The organism is Variovorax sp. V213 (assembly GCF_041154455.1).
Taxonomy (GTDB): domain Bacteria; phylum Pseudomonadota; class Gammaproteobacteria; order Burkholderiales; family Burkholderiaceae_C; genus Variovorax.
In genome coordinates, this window is record NZ_AP028664.1 from 4,647,960 (window position 1) to 4,665,494 (window position 17,535).

Here is a 17,535-nt window from a genome sequence, read left to right on the forward strand (position 1 = left end):
CGCGCGCAACGGCGGGAGGCGCGAAACGCGTCAGGAGCGCCGGAAGCCTTCCGGACGCTGCGTAAGGAGGCCTGCATTTTTTGACACGGAGACATGGGGCCGCTGCGGACCAGCGGGTCTAACATCGGTGAGGCGACGCAATTAGATACCAAGTACGGGTTATTTTCGTGATGTTTTTCCCATATTTCGCTCGCGCGGCCAGTCCCCTAAGCTTGACAGCCATGCCTGCAATGCCCCAATGAACTGGAACTTCCACGTCCTGCGGGGGCTCGCCCGCCTCACGTTCGCGCAGCAGCTGATCCTGCTCGCGCTGGTGCCGGCCACCGCAGCCACGCTGGCGGCCATTGCCGTTCTGACGCGCCAGCACCTGGACAACCTGACCGAGCTGATGCGCGCCAATGCCCAGACGGTGGCACTGCAGGTCGCCACGGCGGCGCAGGCCCCGCTGGTGCGCATGGACCGCCGCATCCTGCAGCGCACGGCCCAGTCGGGTACCTACCAGCCGCACGTGCAGCAGGTGCAGATCTGGTCGGACGACGGCGAAATCGTGGCCAACTCCGAAACCGTCGACCGGGCCCGCGGCGAAGGCCTGCAGGTGGTGGTGCCGATCGTGAGCGAAGAGGGCAAGCAGAGCGGCAAGGTGATGGTCGAGATGAGCCTGGACGCCGTGCAGCATGCGCGGCGCTCGGTGTGGCTCAACGTGGTGCTGGTGCTGGCCATCAGCCTGGTGGGCGTGGGACTGGCGGGCTGGTGGGCGGCGCGGCGCATCAGCGAGCCGATCCGCGCGCTGGGCAAGGCCGTCGACCGCCTGGGCGCGGGCGAGGCCGCGAGCGTGGCCATCGAGGGCACTTCCGAAGTACGGCATCTGCAGCATGGCTTCAACCAGGCGGCGCGCGCGTTGGCCGAAAGCCACCGGCTGCTGCAAAGCCGCATCAGCGAGGCCACGGCCGAACTGGCGCGCAAGAACCAGCAGCTCGAAGTCGCGAGCCAGGCCAAGACCCGCCTCCTGGCCGCGGCCAGCCACGACCTGCGCCAGCCGCTGCACGCGCTCACGCTGTTCTCCGACGGGCTGGCCAATGGCGAGACCGATCCGGTGCGCCTGCAGCGCATCGGCCACATCCGCGAATGCGTGGATTCTCTCGACCGGCTGTTCTCGGAACTGCTCAACCTCTCGCAGCTCGATGCCGGCGTGCTGCAGCCGCAGTGGGCGGACTTTCCGCTGGACCAGCTGTTCGACGAGATCAGCCGCAACTTCCGGCCGGTGGCCGAGCAGCAGGGCCTGCGCCTGGTGGCGCGCAAGACCGACCTCTGGGTGCGCTGCGACTATGTGATGCTCTCGCGCATTCTCAACAACCTGGTGTCGAACTCGTTGCGCCACACCATCGAGGGCGGCGTGCTGATCGGCGCCCGGCGGCGCGGCAGGGGCGTTCGCATCGACGTGGTCGACACCGGCGTGGGCATCGCGGTGCAGCACCAGGCACGGGTGTTCGAAGAGTTCTACCAGGTGGAAGGCAGCACCGGCCGCCAGGCGTCCCGCGGGCAGCGCGGCATGGGCCTGGGGCTGGCCACCGTGCAGCGCCTGGCCGATCTGCTCAACACCCGCGTGGAGCTGACCTCCAGGCCGCACAAGGGGACCTGCGTGCGCGTGCTGGTGCGTTCGGCCCCCGCCGCGCTGCCGGCGCTCGATGCCGCGCCCACCGTCGGCGCCGTCGAGGAGGACGCCAGCCTCGAGCAGCTGCGCATCCTCGTGATCGACGACGAGCGCACCATCCTCGAAGGCCTGTCGGTGGTGCTGACCAACTGGGGCGCCGAGGTCATGGCGGCGCAGACCCGCGCCGAAGCGCTGGCGCTGGCCGATGCGTGGGAGCAGCCTCCCGACGTGGTGGTGAGCGACCTGCTGCTGCAAGGCGGCGACAACGGGCTGGACGTGATCGCCGCGCTCGAGCGCCATCCGCGCGGCATCGGTCCCGCCACGGCGCGGCTGCTGGTCACGGGCGAGACCAAGCCCGACCGGCTGCGCGAAGTGGCGAGCGCCGGCATCACGGTGCTCTACAAGCCGGTTTCGCCGCGCGTGCTGCGCCAGGCGATCCAGGCGCAACGCGCGGCCGCACTGCAGAACGCCGACGCCCTGGGGACCGTTCTGCGGAACCTAGTCCATCGGACATAGGCCAAGCAGCTGCCGCACTGTGCACTTCGTCACGCTGGCAAGCGGTGGCGGGTGCCGACATAAGCCCTCCGCCTTATCGCGCGAAGCAGAGGGCTTCCGTACATTGGGTACTGCCCCTTGCTGCAGAGGCAGTCCATGTTTTTCGCCGTGAACCCATTCATCTCGCTCTTCCGGAAACGGCTGCGCCGCGGCGCCCGCATCGCGCTCGCCATGGGCGCGGCGCTTCTCACGGCTCACACGCCGGCCGCCGCTCTCACGGTGCTGATGGGCGACGAACTCGCGGCCCACTCGGAGTTCGTGCAGTACCTTCGCGCGGGCCAGGAGCCCGGGTCCCGCTTCGACCTGGTGCGGCTTTCGCCGGGCGGCGCGGACACGCCGCAAGCCACGGAGACGGCCAGCACCGAAACCGAGCGCAGCGCCAACGCCGGCGTGCGCACGCGCAGCCTGCGCGCCCTGGCGGCAGACGCCAACCTCACGATGGCGGTCGGCATGCCGGCCGCACGCGCCGCACTCGAACGGCCGGGCCAGCAGCCGCTGGTGCTCGCCATGCTGAGCCGGCTCGACTACGAGAACCTGCGCGCCACCAGCCCTGCGCTGCGCCGTGGCGACCGGCGCGTGGGCGTGCTGCTGCGCGACCCGGCCATGGCCGACCAGCTCGCTTTGGTGGGCGCGGTGCTGCCGCAGAAGCAGCGCATCGGCGTGGTCGCCACGCCCGAATCGGAGCCGCTGGTGCGCGAGCTGCAGCGCGCGGCACAGGGCGGCAGTCCGCCGTGGGATGTGCAGGTCGAATACGCGCCCGACGCCAAGTCGCTCGCCGCATCGCTGCGCGCGGTGGTGCCGCGCAGCGATGCGCTGATGGTGCTGCCCGACCTGATCGGCGACAGCCAGGCCGCCACGCTCTCGGTGCTGCGCGCGGGCGCGGAGGCGGGCCTGCCGGTGTTCGGCGCCAGCGAAGGGCTGGTGCGCTCGGGCGGGCTTGCCGCGGCGGTGTCGACGCCCGCGCAGCTGGCGCAGCAGGCGCGGCTGCTCGGGCAGAAACTCGCAAGCAGCGGCGGCGGCGCAAGTCCGCTGGTGGAATCGGCCACGCCCGCCGCCGTGCGCGTCAACGCCACCGTGGCGCGCGGACTCGGACTGCGCTTGCCGGAGGAGCGGGAACTGGCCGAGCGGCTCACCGTCACGCGATGAGCGACAAGCTGCCGCCCGAAGGCACGCGCGCCGACATCACCTCGCCGCCGCCCCAGTCCGCGCCCAAGCTGATGGTGCGCGGCAACCTGCAGCGCGACCTGTTCCGGCTCGGCGTTGTTCCGTGCGCCGCGGTGGCGCTCGCGCTCACCGGCTGGTTCACCCACAGCCGCCTGCAAACGCTCGAAGCGGCCTTCGACGCCGAAGGCCAGGCCGTGGCGCGCCAGGTGGCGGCCATGTCCGACCTGAGCCTCTATGCCGGCGACCTGCCGGCGCTGCAGAACGTGGCCAACGCCGCGCTGCGCGGCGGGCAGGTGATGCGGGTCGAGATCAGCAACAGCGCCGGCGTCTACGTGACGGCCGGGCCCAAGGCGCCCTCGCTCGCGCAGCTGCGCATGTTCACCTCGCCGGTCACGCTGCGCGAAGCCTCGCGCGCCAGCGCCTTCGCGCCTGCGGGCTCCACCGCGGCGGGTGAAACGCCCATCGGTCTGGTGCAGACCTTTCGCGACACCACCGCCTACGCGCGCGAGCGCAGCCGCTCGCTCTTCGCGGGCATCGGCATCGCGCTCGTCGCCCTGCTCGCGGCCTGGGCGTCGGTGCGCCACATGGCGCGCACCGTGGCACGGCCGCTGCGCCGCGTGTCGCGCACGGTGGCCGCGCTGGAGGCCGGGCATTTCGAAGCGCGCTGCGACGTGGTGGAGGGCGATTCGCACAACGCGCCGCCGGCGGCCAGCAGGGGCGGCTCGCACGAACTCGCGGTGCTCGCGCGCGACATCGACCGGCTGGCCGAGCGGCTGCAGAGCAACCGCCGCATCAGCGAGGAGCGCGTGCGCGAAGCCACCGCGGTGGCGCTGCAGCGCATGGCCGAGGCCGAGCAGGCGGCGCTGTCGCGTGCACGGTTCCTGGCCGCGGCCAGCCACGACCTGCGCCAGCCGCTGCATGCCATGGGCCTTTTCATCGACGGCCTGCTGCCGGGCGCCAGCCCCGCGCAGCGCCCGGCCGTGCTGCGCTTGCAGGAGAGCACCGAGTTCATGGGCGTGCTGCTGGACGACCTGCTGGAGATCTCGCGGCTCGATGCCCAGGTGCTGACCCCCACGATCACCAAGGTGCCGCTGGCCGCGCTGTTCGACCAGCTCGATGCGCAGCATGCGGCCACCGCGTCGGAAACCCGCGTGCGGCTGCGCTGGAGCGACCGCGGCCTTGCGGTGCGCAGCGATGCGGCGCTGCTGCAGCGCATCGTCGGCAACCTGGTGGCCAACGCGCTGCGCCATGCCCCTTCTGGCGGCACCGTGCTGGTGGCCGCGCGCCGCAGCCGCAAGGACGGCGACAACGTCCGCATCGAGGTGCGCGACAACGGCGTGGGCATTGCACCCATCCACCAGGGCCGGATCTTCGAAGAGTTCTACCAGGTGGCCAACACCGAGCGCGACCGGCGCCGCGGCTTCGGGCTGGGCCTGGCCATCTGCGCGCGCATTGCCGCGCTGCTCGGCACCCGCATCACGGTGCGCTCCGCGCTGCAGGCGGGCAGCACCTTTGCGCTCACCGTGCCCGCGGCCCGTGCCGACGAGGCCACGACGCCCGAGCCCACGCCCATGGCGCTCACGCCCCTGGCGGGCTTGCACTGCATGGTGATCGACGACGACCCGGTCATCCTCGACGGCAGCCGCGCCCTGCTGGAGCAGTGGGGCTGCCAGGTCGAATGCGTTTCCACGGGTGCCGAGGCCATCGCGCGGCTGGGCACTGGCGACCTGCATTTCGATGCGGTGCTGTGCGACCTGCAACTGGCCGGCGACGACGACGGCATGGACGTGATCACCGCCGCCAAGCGTCTGCAGCCCGACGCGCTTGCGGTGCTCGTCTCCGGCGCCACCGGGCCCGAGGTGCTGCAGCGCCTGCGCCACGGCGGCGTGATGCTGTTGACGAAGCCGGTCGCGCCGGCCAAGCTGCGCGCACTGCTCACCACGCGGCGGCATGCGCACGCGGCATGAGTCCAACCGACGAACCACCACCACCGATGCTCGACCTTGCCGCACTGAAAGACATCCGGCCCTTCGTCGCCACGCCGAGCTACAACGGCGCGCTGGCCTCGATCTACGTGCGCAGCCTGCTCGGCCTCGTGAACCTCGCCTGGACCCACGGCTTTTCCATGCAGACGCGCTTCCTGGACGGCGACAGCCTGATTCCGCGCGCACGCAACCGGCTGGTCGCCGAGTTCATGGCCGACACGCGCTGGACGCATCTGTTCTGGATCGATGCCGACATCGGCTTTGAGCCCGCAGCGGCGCTGCGGCTGCTCTTGGCCGGCCGCGACGTGGTGGCCGGTGTCTATCCGCTGAAGGAAGACGGCTGGCCCGCTGGCGGCCTCTGCGAAGCCTTGCCCGCGGGCAGCACGCGCGCCGACTTCGAGGCGCGGCATGCGCGCTTTCCGGCCAACGCATATACGGGCGCGCGCGCGGTCGATGCCGACGGGTTCGTCGAGGTACTCGATGCGCCCACGGGCTTCATGCTGATCGCGCGCCCGGTGTTCGAGCGCCTGGCCGAGGCTCGGCCCGACCTGCGCTACACGCCCGATCCGTCGCGCGATGCCGCGGCGCAGGCGTGGCCGCACTACCGCTTCTTCGACCTGCTGGCCGAGCCCGGCAACGGCCGCTACCTGAGCGAGGACTATGCGTTCTGCCGGCGCTGGCAGGCGCTGGGCGGCAAGGTCCACATCGATGCGCAGTCCGACCTGGCGCACCAGGGCCTGCGCACCTACACGGGCCACTTCGGTGCCGCGCTCGCGGCGCACGACCCCGCGCGCTAGCCGCGAGCGGCTAGAAGTCGGCGCAGCCGTTGCGCTTCTCGGTATCGACGCAACTCGTGAGATTCGGCCGCGAGCGCACGCGCGACCATTCGCGCGCCAGCACGTCGTTGCCCTGCGAGGCGCGGTCGCCCTCCAGCGGGCCCGTCGCGAAGCAGATCGGTGGCTGACCGATGTTGCGGTCATACAGCCAGGAGGTCGGCACTTCGCGGATCACATCGACCTGGGGAATCTGCGGAAAGCCGCCGACCGTGAGCGTCCCCGGCACCACATTGACCAGATAGCCTTCGGCCGACGTGAAGCTGCCGTTGATCGCATAGGCGCCGGGTGGGCTCGACCGCGTGGCCGCGGTGCCCACTGCACCATTGAAGCCGGCGCCGCGGTCGCCGAGGATCAGGCCCGTGATGCTCCAGGTGAAGAGCGGATTGTTCAGGCCGGCCGGTCGGGACGCATTGCCGATCACGACGGTCGCGGTCGGCTGCTGCGCATAGATGAAGTGGTTGTCGCCCGGCGACACGCTGACGCCGCACAGGCCCAGGTAGGCGCAGTTGTAGAGATTCGGCAGCAGGCCCGAGCCGGCGATCCCGCCGCGCGTTTCGCCAACCCAGGTGTCGGCCCACACGCGCCACGGCGCGCCGCCGAGGCCGGCACCACCGACGTTCTGGAAGCGCGCCGCAGCCACCAGGTCGGTGCCGGAAGTGCTGCTCACCGCCGTGCCGAGTTGCAGGTCGCCGCTCAGCGTGCGCACGAACACCGTGTCCGCGGCCATCGAGCCGGCCGACACCACCTGCGGCGCGTTGCCGGCGGCGTCGTAGCCGACGACCGACACGGGGCCGACGCGCAGCTCGTCCACATCCTGGTAGCGGAACGCGCCGGCAGCCCCGCCGCCCAGCGTGTTCGCGCTCACGTTGTTGGCCGCCTGGTCGAGCAGCACGCTGCCGCCGGTGGAAAGGGCCAGCAGCGTGCCGGCCGTGATCGGCGCGGCCGCGGTCTGCGTGATGTTGCCGGCGGACACCAGACCCACGCGCGGCGCCGTGATGGGCGCCTGCAGTGCGATGTTGCCGCCGCCGCCGTTCTGCAGCGTGAAGCCCGAGGCCAGGGCGAGCGGCCCGACGACGTTGATGTCGGCCGCATGCGCATTGCTGCCGGCCACGACGGCGTTGCCGGCCGAAATGCGGGAGAACTCGTCGGCCGACACCGCGAAGCCCGTGCTGGCCGTGCCGCCGAGCGTGATCGGCGTGGCAACCTGGTCGAAAGCCGTGCCGTCGGCCGCCACGCCGCCGGGACGAAGGTTGACGACGTTGCCCGCGCTCACGGTGCCGTCGATGACCAGCGCATCGGTGCTGCCGTCGTTGCTGGCGCGCAGCACGACGTTGCCGCCGGCCGAAGACACGGAAACGCCCGCGAGCACCGGCGGGAACACGCCCGGCACGGGCGCCACGGGCCCGAGCCGCACGCCGGCGCCGTTGCCCTCGGCCTGGCCCGTGATCTCGATGCTGCCGCTGCCGGTCGTGGCGATCCGCGAGCCGTTGCGCAGCAGCACCCCGTCCCCTCCAGTGCCCGGACCGGCTGCGCCGGCCTGGCGCAGGCCGCGCACCGCGATGTCGCCATCGACCGAGCGAAGCACCGCATCGTTGAGCACCACGCCATGGCCCGGGTTCTCGCTGCTGTTGCCCGAGAAGTTGCCGACGCCGCGCACCGTGATGTTGCCGCTGGTGGTCGAAATGTCGGTCTGCCGGTTCGGCAAGCCGGTGACCGAGAAGCGTGAGGCGAGCCGTACGCCGCTGGTGTTGGCGCCGATGCCCGTGATGTCGACGTCGCCGGTCGAGGTGGCGATCTGCACGCCGCTGATGTTGACCGCCGCGTCCGTGAAGCCGCCGCCCGAGGGCCCGCTGGTGTTGCCGAAGATCGTCACGGAGCCGCCCGCACCGGCATCGGTGCGGCCGACGCGCGTGTCGATGATGTTGCCGTTGAGGCTCACGCTCGGGCCCGCCCCTGCGGCCGACCAGGCGCCGTTCATCACGACATTGCCGCCGTTGGTGTAGATGTCGCCGCTGTAGCTCACCTGTCCCCCGCCGGTCGCGGCGCCGGCGCCGTTGACGTCGGTGTTGAACACCACGTCGAGCGGCCCGCCGGCGCCCGAGGACTCGATCACCACGTTGGCGTCGCCGCGCACGCTGCGATGGGCGTCGAGCTGGAAGGTCAACGGACCGTTGGCGGTGCTGTAGTTGATGCGCACGCCGTTGAACATCCGGATGTCGCCATCCGTGGGCGAACCCGCGCCCACGGCGCCGGTGGTGATGCGCACGCTGGTGCCGCCATTGAGGGCCGCATTGATGTCGCCGTCCTGGATCGTGCTGGCCGCCAGCGGTTCGAAGGGGTTGGTCGGAAGCGTGCCGGCCGCGGCACCGGGGACAATGTCGACATTGAACGGGTCGATGAGCCAGGTGCCCGCGGTGCCAGCAGGCGCGGCGGCGTCCACGCGCAGCCCGTCGATGCCGAAGCCGCCGCCGAGCCCATCGGCGGGCGCGGCAAAGCCACCCGAGGTTTCAATGAAGCCGCCGTTGCCGCCGCCCGCGCCACCGCGCGCCGAGATGCTGCCGTAGGCACGCAGGGTGCGCTCGGCCAGCACGCGAACGTCACCGCCGTTGCCAGATGCAACGGCGTCCGCGCGCAGGATCGAACCGGCGCCGAGCGCGATTGCGCCGGTATCGCCTATTTCGCTCACCGCGTTCGCATAAAGGCGGATGCGCCCGCCGCCCGCGCTGCCGCTCGCATCGAGGACGCCGCGGTCGTCGGACCCAGGCGGCGGCGGCGGTGGAACGGACGAAAGCGGGGGAACGAAGGGCACGAGCCCGATCACGCGGCCCTGGATGTCGATCGAGCCTCCAGTGAGGCCGGCGCCGTTGCCGGCCGCGGACACCAGGCCGCCGGTCATTTGCACGCCCTCGGGCGAAAGGCCGCTGTCCAGGATGATCTCGCCGTTGCGCGAAACCATCGAGTCGGCCCGCAGCACGCCGCGTGAATTGACCACGCCATTCGAGACCTCGGAGCCGCTGGTCGCGATCAGCGCCACGCGCCCGCCGTTGGCCTGCATGGTGCCGCTGTTCACCACGCTGCTGTAGATGCCGGGCGTCACGCGCAACGTGGTCAGTCCGTCGCCCGCGAAGTCGATCGTCACAGTCTCGCCCGAGGCCATCGCGGCCGTGCCGCCGTTCGCAACGATGCTGCCGCGGTTGGCCACCATCGGGCCGATCAACGCGGCGGTGCCGCCATTGCCGACCACGATGCTGCCGTCGTTCTCCACCGAGCCGAAGGCGCCGCTGGGCCGCACGAACTCGAGCCGGGTCGCACCGCCCATGAATGCCTCGTCGCTCGTGGACATGTTCAGCGCCGAAGCGACCAGCCCGCCGACACTGACCGACGAGCCCGCCGAGAACGTCACGCCCGCCGGGTTGATCAGGTAGACGTGGCCGTTTGCATTCATGGCGCCCGCGATCACCGAGGCCGGAGCACCGCCCACGAGGCGGTTCAGCAACACGCTGCTCGTGCTCGGCTGCGCCACGTTGAGCGTCGCGCCCGCGCCGATCGAGAAGGTGTTCCATTGGGCAATCGCGCGCGCCGTCGTCTGCGTGATGTTCATCGTCGAGGGGTTCGGCGTCGCGGCAGACACGCCCCCGGCAATGGCCGAGAAACCGGTCGGCAGGGTCTGGGCCAGCGCGGGCGCCAGGCCCAGGCACACCAGCGCGAGCGCGACCGGACGCAGCCGCAGGCGCGGCCGGAATCGTGGGGAACGGTTGTGCATTGCCATGTCAGAACACCTTTTGCGCCTGCACGTACAAACGCGGGTTGCGGCCGCCGCCATCGGTCTGCGCCGGCCGGGTGCCGTCGCGCCAGGCGAGCGTCGCGTTGATCGCAAAGTTGCCGGGCCGGGCCCACGAAATGCCGATGCCGAAGCCGCGCAGGCTGTGGCGGTTGGGACCGGTGTCGAAGGGCGAGGGATCGCGCACGATCTTTCCGCGCGCGGCGTCATAGAACACGAAGGGCGTGAGCTCCGAGTTGACGGACCAGCGCCATTCGACGGTGCCGATCGCGCCCTCGTCCACCAGCAACTCCCCGGACGGGTAGGCGCGCACCGCGCGCGCACCGCCCAGCGAGAGCTTCTCGGAGGCGTCCAGGTTCTTGCTGGCCCATTGCCCGCCCACCGACACATAAAGCGAATGGTTCGGCACGATGGCCTGCAGCCGCGAGAGCTGGAAGTTCAGCTTGGTGTAGCCGCCCTCGGTGTGATGGCCCGCGATGCTCTGGTCGAAGGTGCGGCTCTGCTCATCGCGGATCGAGAGGTCGCCGCGGTAGAGCGTGCCCGAGCTGGCCCAGTAGCCGCCGCCGAACACCTCGTCGCGCCGCTCCCAGGCCCAGCCGAGGCCAAAGCCGTGCACGCGCTTCTTCGATATGACATCGACCGCATTCATCTCGTCGGTCAGATTCTTCACGTCGGCACTCAGGCGCAGGAACAGGTTCTGCTGGCGCTGGCGGATGAGCGGGTAGTTGAGCGAGAAATCGAGCACGTCGGCCTTGCCCTGCGCGCCGAGCTCGGCGAACTCGCCGCCAAGCTCGTAGTTGACGCGCGCGAGCCCGAGGCCGGCGCGCAAGCCGCTGGTGCCGACAGGTGCCTCGTAGGCCACGCGGCCGAACTGCAGCGCGTTGTTGTTGGACACCATCGCACGCACGTCGAGGTTGTCGCCGATGCCGAAGGGGCTGAGCCAGCGCGCGGTGCCGCCAACGCGAAAGCGTCCCGATTCCTTGGTGCCGTGATTGTCGGCCTCGGCCGTGAAGGCCCAGCGGGGCGCGGCCGCCACCTCGACCGACAGGTCGGTGGTGCCTGGCTGCGTTCCCTCTTGCAGCGCCGATGAAACCTTGATGCCGGGCTGGTCCGACAGCAGCAGCATCGAGCGTTCATAGGCCGGCGCGCTCACGGCCTCCCCAGGTTGCAGCGGCGCGAGGAAGCCGCGCACGCGGGCCTCGCTGAGGGGTGCATCGGGTGCGACATTGACGTCGACCTTGCCAAGGCGGCCTTCGATGACGCTGATCTCGACGATGCCGTCGCGCACGGTCTGCACCGGCACCACGGCCTGCGCGAGAAAGTAGCCGCGCTCCTTGTAGCGGGCGGTGATGGCTTGCGCGAGGCCTTCGAGATCGCCGAGCGTGACGTTGCGCCCGATGTAAGGCGCGGTGATGCTCTGCAATTCTTCGTTGGTCAGCGCCTTGACACCGTTGAGGCGCAGGTCGGTGAGCTTGAAGGTGACCGCGGGCGGCGGCGGGGCTGGCAGGCTCTGCGGCGCGACGGTGCCGGTGGCCTGGGCGATCGGCCGGTCGCAGGTGCCGCAGGGGTCTTGCGTCGGCAGCAAGGCAGTGGCTTCGGCGTCGGCCGCGTGGGTACGCTGGCCTGCGGCCAGCAATGTCGCACCGACAAGGGCAGTGACCGCAAGGGCGATGGGCGTGGATCGTTGGCTAACGCGCATCTCAGTGCTCCACCGCGCGCCGTGCTGCGGATTGCTTGTGTTCAGACTGCTTTTTCATGTCAGCTCCCCACCGTGAGACGCCAGTTGCCGATCAGGTTGAACGGCGCCCAGAAGAAGGGATGGGACATCTTGGGATCCTTCAGCACCGCCAGCTGCCCCGCCTGCATCGCCTTCTGGATGTCGCGGCCCTTCGACAGCTCGCCATACAGCGTGCCCATGAGCACGGCGGTCGCGTCGTCCGACACGGGCCATAGCGAGGCGATCAGGCTCGAGCTGCCGGCCGAAAGAAAGGAGCGCGTGAAGCCCAGCACCTCGTCGCCCTGCGCGATGCGCCCCAGCCCCGACTCGCAGGCCGAGAGCGTGACCAGCGCCGTGCCGTCCATCGGCAGGCCGAGGATTTCGTGCGCCTCGAGAAAGTTCTGCTTGCCGCCTTCGTTGGCCAGCAGGATGCGCGAGTACAGCGGATCGACCGCGTCGGCCTCCGCATGGGCCGCCACGTGCATCAGCGGCGAACGCGCAGACACCTCGCGGAACTGCGTCTTGGTGGCGGCGGCGCCCATGTACACGGTGTTGCGCGGGAACAGCTGCGCGAGCTGCTTCACTTCGATCTCGGCGCCCGGCAGGTCGTACTTGTCTTCGATGCGCGGATTGCCGAAGGCGGTGAGCGACGCGCTCACGCGCGGCGTGCGCTGCGCCAGCTGCACCGCAATGCTGATGGACGGCGCCACCGCCACCGGATGCGACTCGATCACGTAGCGTCCGTTCAAGCGCAGGGCCTGGAACGGCAGGTAGTGCAGCGGCCCATGGGGCACCACGACAAGCCGCTGCCCCGACGCGAGGCCGAGCGGGCCCAGCAGCGCAGCGCCCAGCTTGTCGGCATTGGTGATGGCGGTGCGGCGGCCGCGCACGATCGAGTTGCGGAACACCTCGACCAGTTCAGTCAGCTCTTCGCGGCGCACCGCCACGGTGTGGGCCTCGATGCCGGAGGGGCTGACGACCCACACCAGCAGCCGGTCGGGCAGCGAATGGAACTGCACCACGCGCTCGTCGGGCGCCAGGGCACCCTGCAGCGTGGCCAGGTCCACGGTGTTCGCGGCCCGGTCGCCGATCTTCGCGCGGCCGCGCACCGCGTCGAGCAGCGCGCGCGAGCGGCTGCGTTCGCTCACTTCGAAGGCCTGGCGCGCATCGCCCGCATCGCTGTAGATGGACACGCCGCGCTCGAACACCGATTGCAGGTCCGAGAACAGGCCCATCTTGAATTCTTCGCTGCGGAACCTGGCGCGCACCTGGTCGACGCCGCCCAGCGCACGTGCCATGGCTTCGGCTGCCGCCTGCTTCTGGCCCAGCGCGAGTTCGCTGCGCGCCACGCCGTCCCAGGCCCAGAGGCGGTAGTACTCGGTGTCGGTGCCCACTTGGCGCGCGGTGAGCGCCCGGTAGAGGTCGCGGGCCTCGGCCGGCTTGTTCTCGGCCAGCAGCAGCCGCGCGCGGGTGCGGTCGAGCTGCGCCGTGAGGGGCGCATCCTTGGGCGGTGCCATGCTGCCGAGCATCTCGCGCGCCCTTGCGGCATCGCCCGATTCGATGAGCGCATTGACGAGCGAGGCCTGCACCAGCGGCGCATAGCGCGGCGAGCTGTTGGCCAGCGCCTCGTCATAGCTGAGCACGGCGCCGGCGTAGTCGCCGCGGCGCGTGCGCACGTCGCCGATCACCTTCTGCACCGGGCCGACCACCAGCTTGGGGTCGCGCGCCGGGTGCCTGAGCGCCTCGCGCGCAAACTCCTCGGCCTTGTCGAGCTGGCCCGAATAGCTGTAGACGATGGCCAGGTCGCGGTTGGCCATGGCCATGAGGTTCGGATCGCGCGTGGAATTGGCCAGGTGCAGCGCCTTGCTCGCGGCGCGCACGCTCTGTCGGAATTCGCCGGCCTCGGCCAGGGCCACCGCCTGGCTGCAGTACTGGTAGCCGGAGAGCTTGACGGCGTCCTGCCCGTAGAGCACCGCGCCCTCGCTGGTCAGCGCCAGCAAGGTGTCGGTGTCCGCAAGCCGGGCCTGTTCCGCCTTGCTGGCCGCGGCCTCGGCGTTGGGCGCCTGCTGCGCCGATGCCAACGGCCCATGGCCCAGCACAAGAATGCCAGCCAGCCCGAGGGCACCCGCGACTCCTGCACGACGTGCCGAGCGCCCCCATCCCGTTCTCGAAAACCACGTCATTGGACCCCCGCGCGCGGCCATGTGCCCGCGGTTGCGGGGGTCGACGCCGCGGAAGTGCGCGCCGTTCAGGCCTCGTGGGGAAAGTCTAGAAGCGCCCTCCCGCCCCGCCTATTCGCAAGAAGGTCTAGCGCAAACGGACTACGTCATGCGGGGACCGAATCGATGTCGGTGCGGTCCCAATGGCGATGCCTGGCAATCGCGGCAATGAAATCCTGCGCGATCTGCGTTGCCGCGGTGGCGTCTCCGAGGTTGGTCACCGGGGTGGCGGCCACCACCACGCCCGCAGGCAGGCTGCCCGTTGGCGCGCCCGCGGCAATGCCCAGTGTCGACAGCAGCTGCACGCCCTCGCCCACGGTGCAGATGGCCTTGCAATGCTTGTAGGCCTCGAGCACGAAGTGCACGGCATCGCCCGTGCCCGCGAGCGCCGCGGCGCCCAGGTTGCCGCCGGGCACCAGCACGGCATCGAACATCACCGAAGGTGCGTTGGCAAAGGTCATGTCGACGTCGATCTGCCGCTTCGATGCGCTGGCGACGGTGCCCAGGCGCGGGCCGACCACCTTGCAGCGCGCGCCGGCCTGCTCGAGCGCATCGCGGATCGGCTTGAGCGAGGCGGAGTCGATACCGTCCGCCACCAGGATCGCGATCTTGCGGGTGCGGATCGAGCCGTCGCCGGTGTCGGCCATGCTGAGCGCCGGGGATTCCTCGATCGGCAATGTCATGCGGTGTTCACGAAAGCCCGCGCGGCCCGCGGCGGCCTTGGCGTCGGGCGCGCCGATGCCCAGGGGCTCGGCCACGCGGCGCGCAAGCTTCTCGTCGACGTGCGCGAGGTTGTCGACCATGCGCTGCCGGATCGCTGGCACGTCCACCTTCGAAAGCTCGAAGCGAAAGGCCGCCACGATGTGCTCCTTCTCGGTCGCGCTCTGGCTGTTGAAGAACAGGCGCGCCTGCGTGAAGTGGTCGTCGAACGTGGGGCTGCGCCTGCGCACCTTGGTCCCCTCGGTCTCGTCGGGGTACGCCTGGAAGCCGACGCTGCCGCCGTCGACCCGGAACTCCTTGCCGTCGCCGAGCGAATTGGGCTCGTAGGCCACCTGGCCGCGCGCGATGGTCTGGCGGTGCATGCCGTCGCGCTGGAAGTTGTGGAACGGACACACGCTCTTGTTGATGGGCAGCTCGTGAAAGTTCGCGCCGCCCAGCCGCGAGATCTGCGTGTCGGTGTACGAGAACAGGCGGCCCTGCAGCAGCGGATCGTTGCTGAAGTCGATGCCGGGCACCACGTGCCCCGGGTGGAACGCGACCTGCTCGGTTTCCGCGAAGAAGTTGTCGGGGTTGCGATTGAGCACCAGCCGGCCGATGCGCTGCACGGGCACCATCTCTTCCGGGATCAGCTTGGTGGGATCGAGCAGGTCGAAGCCGAGCGACTGCGCCTTGTCCGGCGCGATGAGCTGCACGCCCAGTTCCCACTCGGGAAAGTCGCCGTTCTCGATGGCCTCCCACAGGTCGCGGCGGTGGAAGTCCGGGTCCTTGCCCGCGATCTTCTGCGCTTCGTCCCATGCCAGGCCGTGGATGCCGAGCTTGGGCTTCCAGTGGAACTTCACGAAGTGGCTCTCGCCGCGGTTGTTGACGAAGCGGAAGGTGTGCACGCCGAAGCCTTCCATCATCCGCAGGCTGCGCGGAATGGCGCGGTCCGACATCGCCCACATCAGCATGTGGGTGCTCTCGGGCATCAGCGAGACGAAGTCCCAGAAGGTGTCGTGCGCGCTCGCGGCCTGCGGCATGTCGTGGTGCGGCTCGGGCTTCACGGCGTGGATGAGGTCGGGGAACTTCATCGCGTCCTGGATGAAGAACACCGGCATGTTGTTGCCCACGAGGTCGTAGTTGCCTTCGCGGGTATAGAACTTGACGGCAAAGCCGCGCACGTCGCGCACCGTGTCGGCCGAGCCGCGCGAGCCGGCCACGGTCGAGAAGCGCACGAAAACGGGCGTCTTCGCATCCGGGTCCTGCAGGAAGTCGGCCGAGGTGAACTGCGACATCGACTTGTAGACCTGGAAGAAGCCGTGCGCCGCGGAGCCGCGCGCATGCACCGCGCGCTCGGGAATGCGCTCGTGGTCGAAGTGCGTGATCTTCTCGCGCAGGATGAAATCTTCGAGCAGCGTGGGCCCGCGCAACCCGGCCTTGAGCGAGTTGTGGTTGTCGGGAATCTGAAGACCCTGGTTGGTCGTCAGATTGGGCGCATGATCGGTCGCGAAGCCATCGAGTTGCTGCTGCTTGGCATTGCTGCCATCCGTGGCCTTCGACCGGCGTCCGGCGGCGGCCTTGTTCTGAGGCGTCATCGAGGATCTTTCATGGGGGGGTCAACTTCGTTGTCGAGAAAAAGGTCCAGCACGTTCACCAGCGCAATCAGGCAGATGAAGCCCGCCACGGCGGCCACCACCCAAAAAAGGATTTCATCTCCCCAAGCACCGGTGAGTGAATCGAACAGCGACGAAAACTCCATGATTCGCTCCAGCAGATCAGATTTCAATGACTCGATGCTTGCGCTGCAGCCTCCATGAAGCCACCAGAGTGAAGCCACCAAAGCGAAATCGCGAGGCAGTTGCGAGCGAATCCAAAGGTTATGTTTTTCTCACACTGTTACCCGTAGTGGCGGCTCGCCCTCGGGTGTGGGAGAGGCGGCGCCAAGAAGGTAGGAGTGCACCGACACCCCCTGGCCCCCGCCTACGGCGCCTGGCGTATCCGGCCGCGTGCCGCGGCAGGAGGCTCTCGATAGCATCGGGCACAGACGGCATGAAGCCTGCTTGCACGACACCGACAACACATGGTTCACACACAGGGAAGAAGCAAATGCAGATCAGGATCGGTTTCGACATCGAGCTCGCCGTCACGGCACCCACGGCCTTGATCTATATGCTGCAGGTTCATCCCTCGCGTGCGGCGGATCTCCAGGACGGCGAGCACATCACCATCACCCCGGCGCTGCACACCGACTACTTCATGGACAGCTTCGACAACCACTGCGCGCGTGTGCGCATTCCCGCGGGCGTGGCGAGCGTGCGGCTGCGCAACCATGCCGTGATCTTCGATCCCGGCTGGGCCGACCCGGTGGACTACGGCGCAGTCGAACATGCGGCGGCCGACCTGCCGGTGCCGACGCTGCCCTTCCTGCTGCCGAGCCGCTATTGCGAGGTCGACAGCGAACTGCTGCAGTTCGCATGGGACACCTTCAGCGGCGTGGCGCCGGGCTGGCACCGCGTGCAGGCCATCTGCAACTTCGTGCACGAGCACCTGCGCTTCGACTACCAGACCGCGCGCCCCACGCGCACGGCGCTCGAGGGCTTTCGCGAGCACACGGGCGTGTGCAGGGACTTTGCGCACCTGGCCATCACGCTGTGCCGCTGCATGAACATTCCGGCGCGCTATGCCACGGGCTATCTCGGCGACATCGGCATTCCGCCCGTGCCGTATCCGATGGACTTCAGCGCCTGGTTCGAAGTGTACCTGGGCGAGCGCTGGCACACCTTCGATGCGCGCCACAACGTGCCGCGCATCGGGCGCATCGTGATTGCGCGCGGACGCGATGCGGCCGACGTGCCGATCACCATGGTGTTCGGTGCCAACTCGCTGCAGCGCTTCGAAGTGACGACCGAGGAAATGCCGCAGTAGGCC

At 69.7% G+C, this 17,535-nt stretch carries 10 protein-coding genes; 5 read left to right on the forward strand and 5 right to left on the reverse strand.

Going from position 1 to position 17,535, the window contains the following annotated elements; all coding sequences use genetic code 11:
- The first annotated feature begins 238 nt into the window (after positions 1–238).
- The 4 genes from ACAM55_RS21990 to ACAM55_RS22005 all read left to right on the forward strand — a co-directional run bounded on the left by ACAM55_RS21990 (position 239) and on the right by ACAM55_RS22005 (position 6,152).
- Complete coding sequence (locus ACAM55_RS21990; protein WP_369653554.1) at positions 239–2,167, forward strand: ATP-binding protein; 1,929 nt, start codon at positions 239–241, stop codon at positions 2,165–2,167.
- Between the two features lie 147 nt (positions 2,168–2,314).
- Positions 2,315–3,352 carry an ABC transporter substrate-binding protein gene (locus tag ACAM55_RS21995; protein ID WP_369653555.1) on the forward strand — a complete coding sequence of 346 codons (1,038 nt, stop codon included), beginning with the start codon at positions 2,315–2,317 and terminating at the stop codon, positions 3,350–3,352.
- On the forward strand, positions 3,349–5,337 hold the full coding sequence (locus ACAM55_RS22000; protein WP_369653556.1) for an ATP-binding protein: 1,989 nt from the start codon (positions 3,349–3,351) through the stop codon (positions 5,335–5,337). Before ACAM55_RS21995 ends, ACAM55_RS22000 begins: the two co-directional genes overlap by 4 nt.
- On the forward strand, positions 5,334–6,152 hold the full coding sequence (locus tag ACAM55_RS22005; protein WP_369653557.1) for a hypothetical protein: 819 nt from the start codon (positions 5,334–5,336) through the stop codon (positions 6,150–6,152). The genes ACAM55_RS22000 and ACAM55_RS22005 overlap by 4 nt, the downstream gene beginning before the upstream one ends.
- A 10-nt stretch (positions 6,153–6,162) precedes the next feature.
- On the opposite strand, the gene ACAM55_RS22010 is transcribed toward ACAM55_RS22005, so the two are convergent.
- The 5 genes from ACAM55_RS22010 to ACAM55_RS22030 form a co-directional block, all read right to left on the reverse strand.
- Positions 6,163–9,960 (reverse strand): beta strand repeat-containing protein, encoded by a 3,798-nt coding sequence (locus tag ACAM55_RS22010; RefSeq protein WP_369653558.1) that lies wholly within the window; start codon positions 9,958–9,960, stop codon positions 6,163–6,165.
- 1 nt (position 9,961) lies between these two features.
- Positions 9,962–11,671, reverse strand: coding sequence for a ShlB/FhaC/HecB family hemolysin secretion/activation protein (locus ACAM55_RS22015; RefSeq protein WP_369653559.1), 1,710 nt, complete (start codon positions 11,669–11,671; stop codon positions 9,962–9,964).
- Between the two features lie 59 nt (positions 11,672–11,730).
- Positions 11,731–13,770, reverse strand: coding sequence for a CHAT domain-containing protein (locus tag ACAM55_RS22020; protein WP_369653560.1), 2,040 nt, complete (start codon positions 13,768–13,770; stop codon positions 11,731–11,733).
- Positions 13,771–14,015: 245 nt separating this feature from the next.
- Positions 14,016–16,202: a catalase HPII gene (gene katE / locus ACAM55_RS22025; RefSeq protein WP_369653561.1), complete on the reverse strand. Its 2,187-nt coding sequence runs from the start codon at positions 16,200–16,202 to the stop codon at positions 14,016–14,018.
- Positions 16,199–16,393, reverse strand: a complete 195-nt coding sequence (locus ACAM55_RS22030; RefSeq protein WP_139188787.1) for a hypothetical protein — start codon at positions 16,391–16,393, stop codon at positions 16,199–16,201. The genes katE and ACAM55_RS22030 overlap by 4 nt, the downstream gene beginning before the upstream one ends.
- Before the next feature lie 320 nt (positions 16,394–16,713).
- Here ACAM55_RS22030 and ACAM55_RS22035 point away from each other — a divergent pair, with 320 nt between their 5' ends.
- Positions 16,714–17,532, forward strand: a complete 819-nt coding sequence (locus tag ACAM55_RS22035; RefSeq protein WP_369653562.1) for a transglutaminase family protein — start codon at positions 16,714–16,716, stop codon at positions 17,530–17,532.
- The last annotated feature ends 3 nt before the right edge of the window (positions 17,533–17,535 follow it).

Bases quoted from the DNA above. Each gene is read 5' to 3' on its own strand.
- ACAM55_RS22010 (WP_369653558.1), bottom strand. From the start codon at position 9,960: ATGGCAATGCACAACCGTTCCCCACGATTCCGGCCGCGCCTGCGGCTG.
- ACAM55_RS22015 (WP_369653559.1), bottom strand. From the start codon at position 11,671: ATGCGCGTTAGCCAACGATCCACGCCCATCGCCCTTGCGGTCACTGCC.
- ACAM55_RS22000 (WP_369653556.1), top strand. From the start codon at position 3,349: ATGAGCGACAAGCTGCCGCCCGAAGGCACGCGCGCCGACATCACCTCG.
- ACAM55_RS22035 (WP_369653562.1), top strand. From the start codon at position 16,714: ATGCAGATCAGGATCGGTTTCGACATCGAGCTCGCCGTCACGGCACCC.
- ACAM55_RS22005 (WP_369653557.1), top strand. From the start codon at position 5,334: ATGAGTCCAACCGACGAACCACCACCACCGATGCTCGACCTTGCCGCA.
- katE (WP_369653561.1), bottom strand. From the start codon at position 16,202: ATGACGCCTCAGAACAAGGCCGCCGCCGGACGCCGGTCGAAGGCCACG.
- ACAM55_RS21990 (WP_369653554.1), top strand. From the start codon at position 239: ATGAACTGGAACTTCCACGTCCTGCGGGGGCTCGCCCGCCTCACGTTC.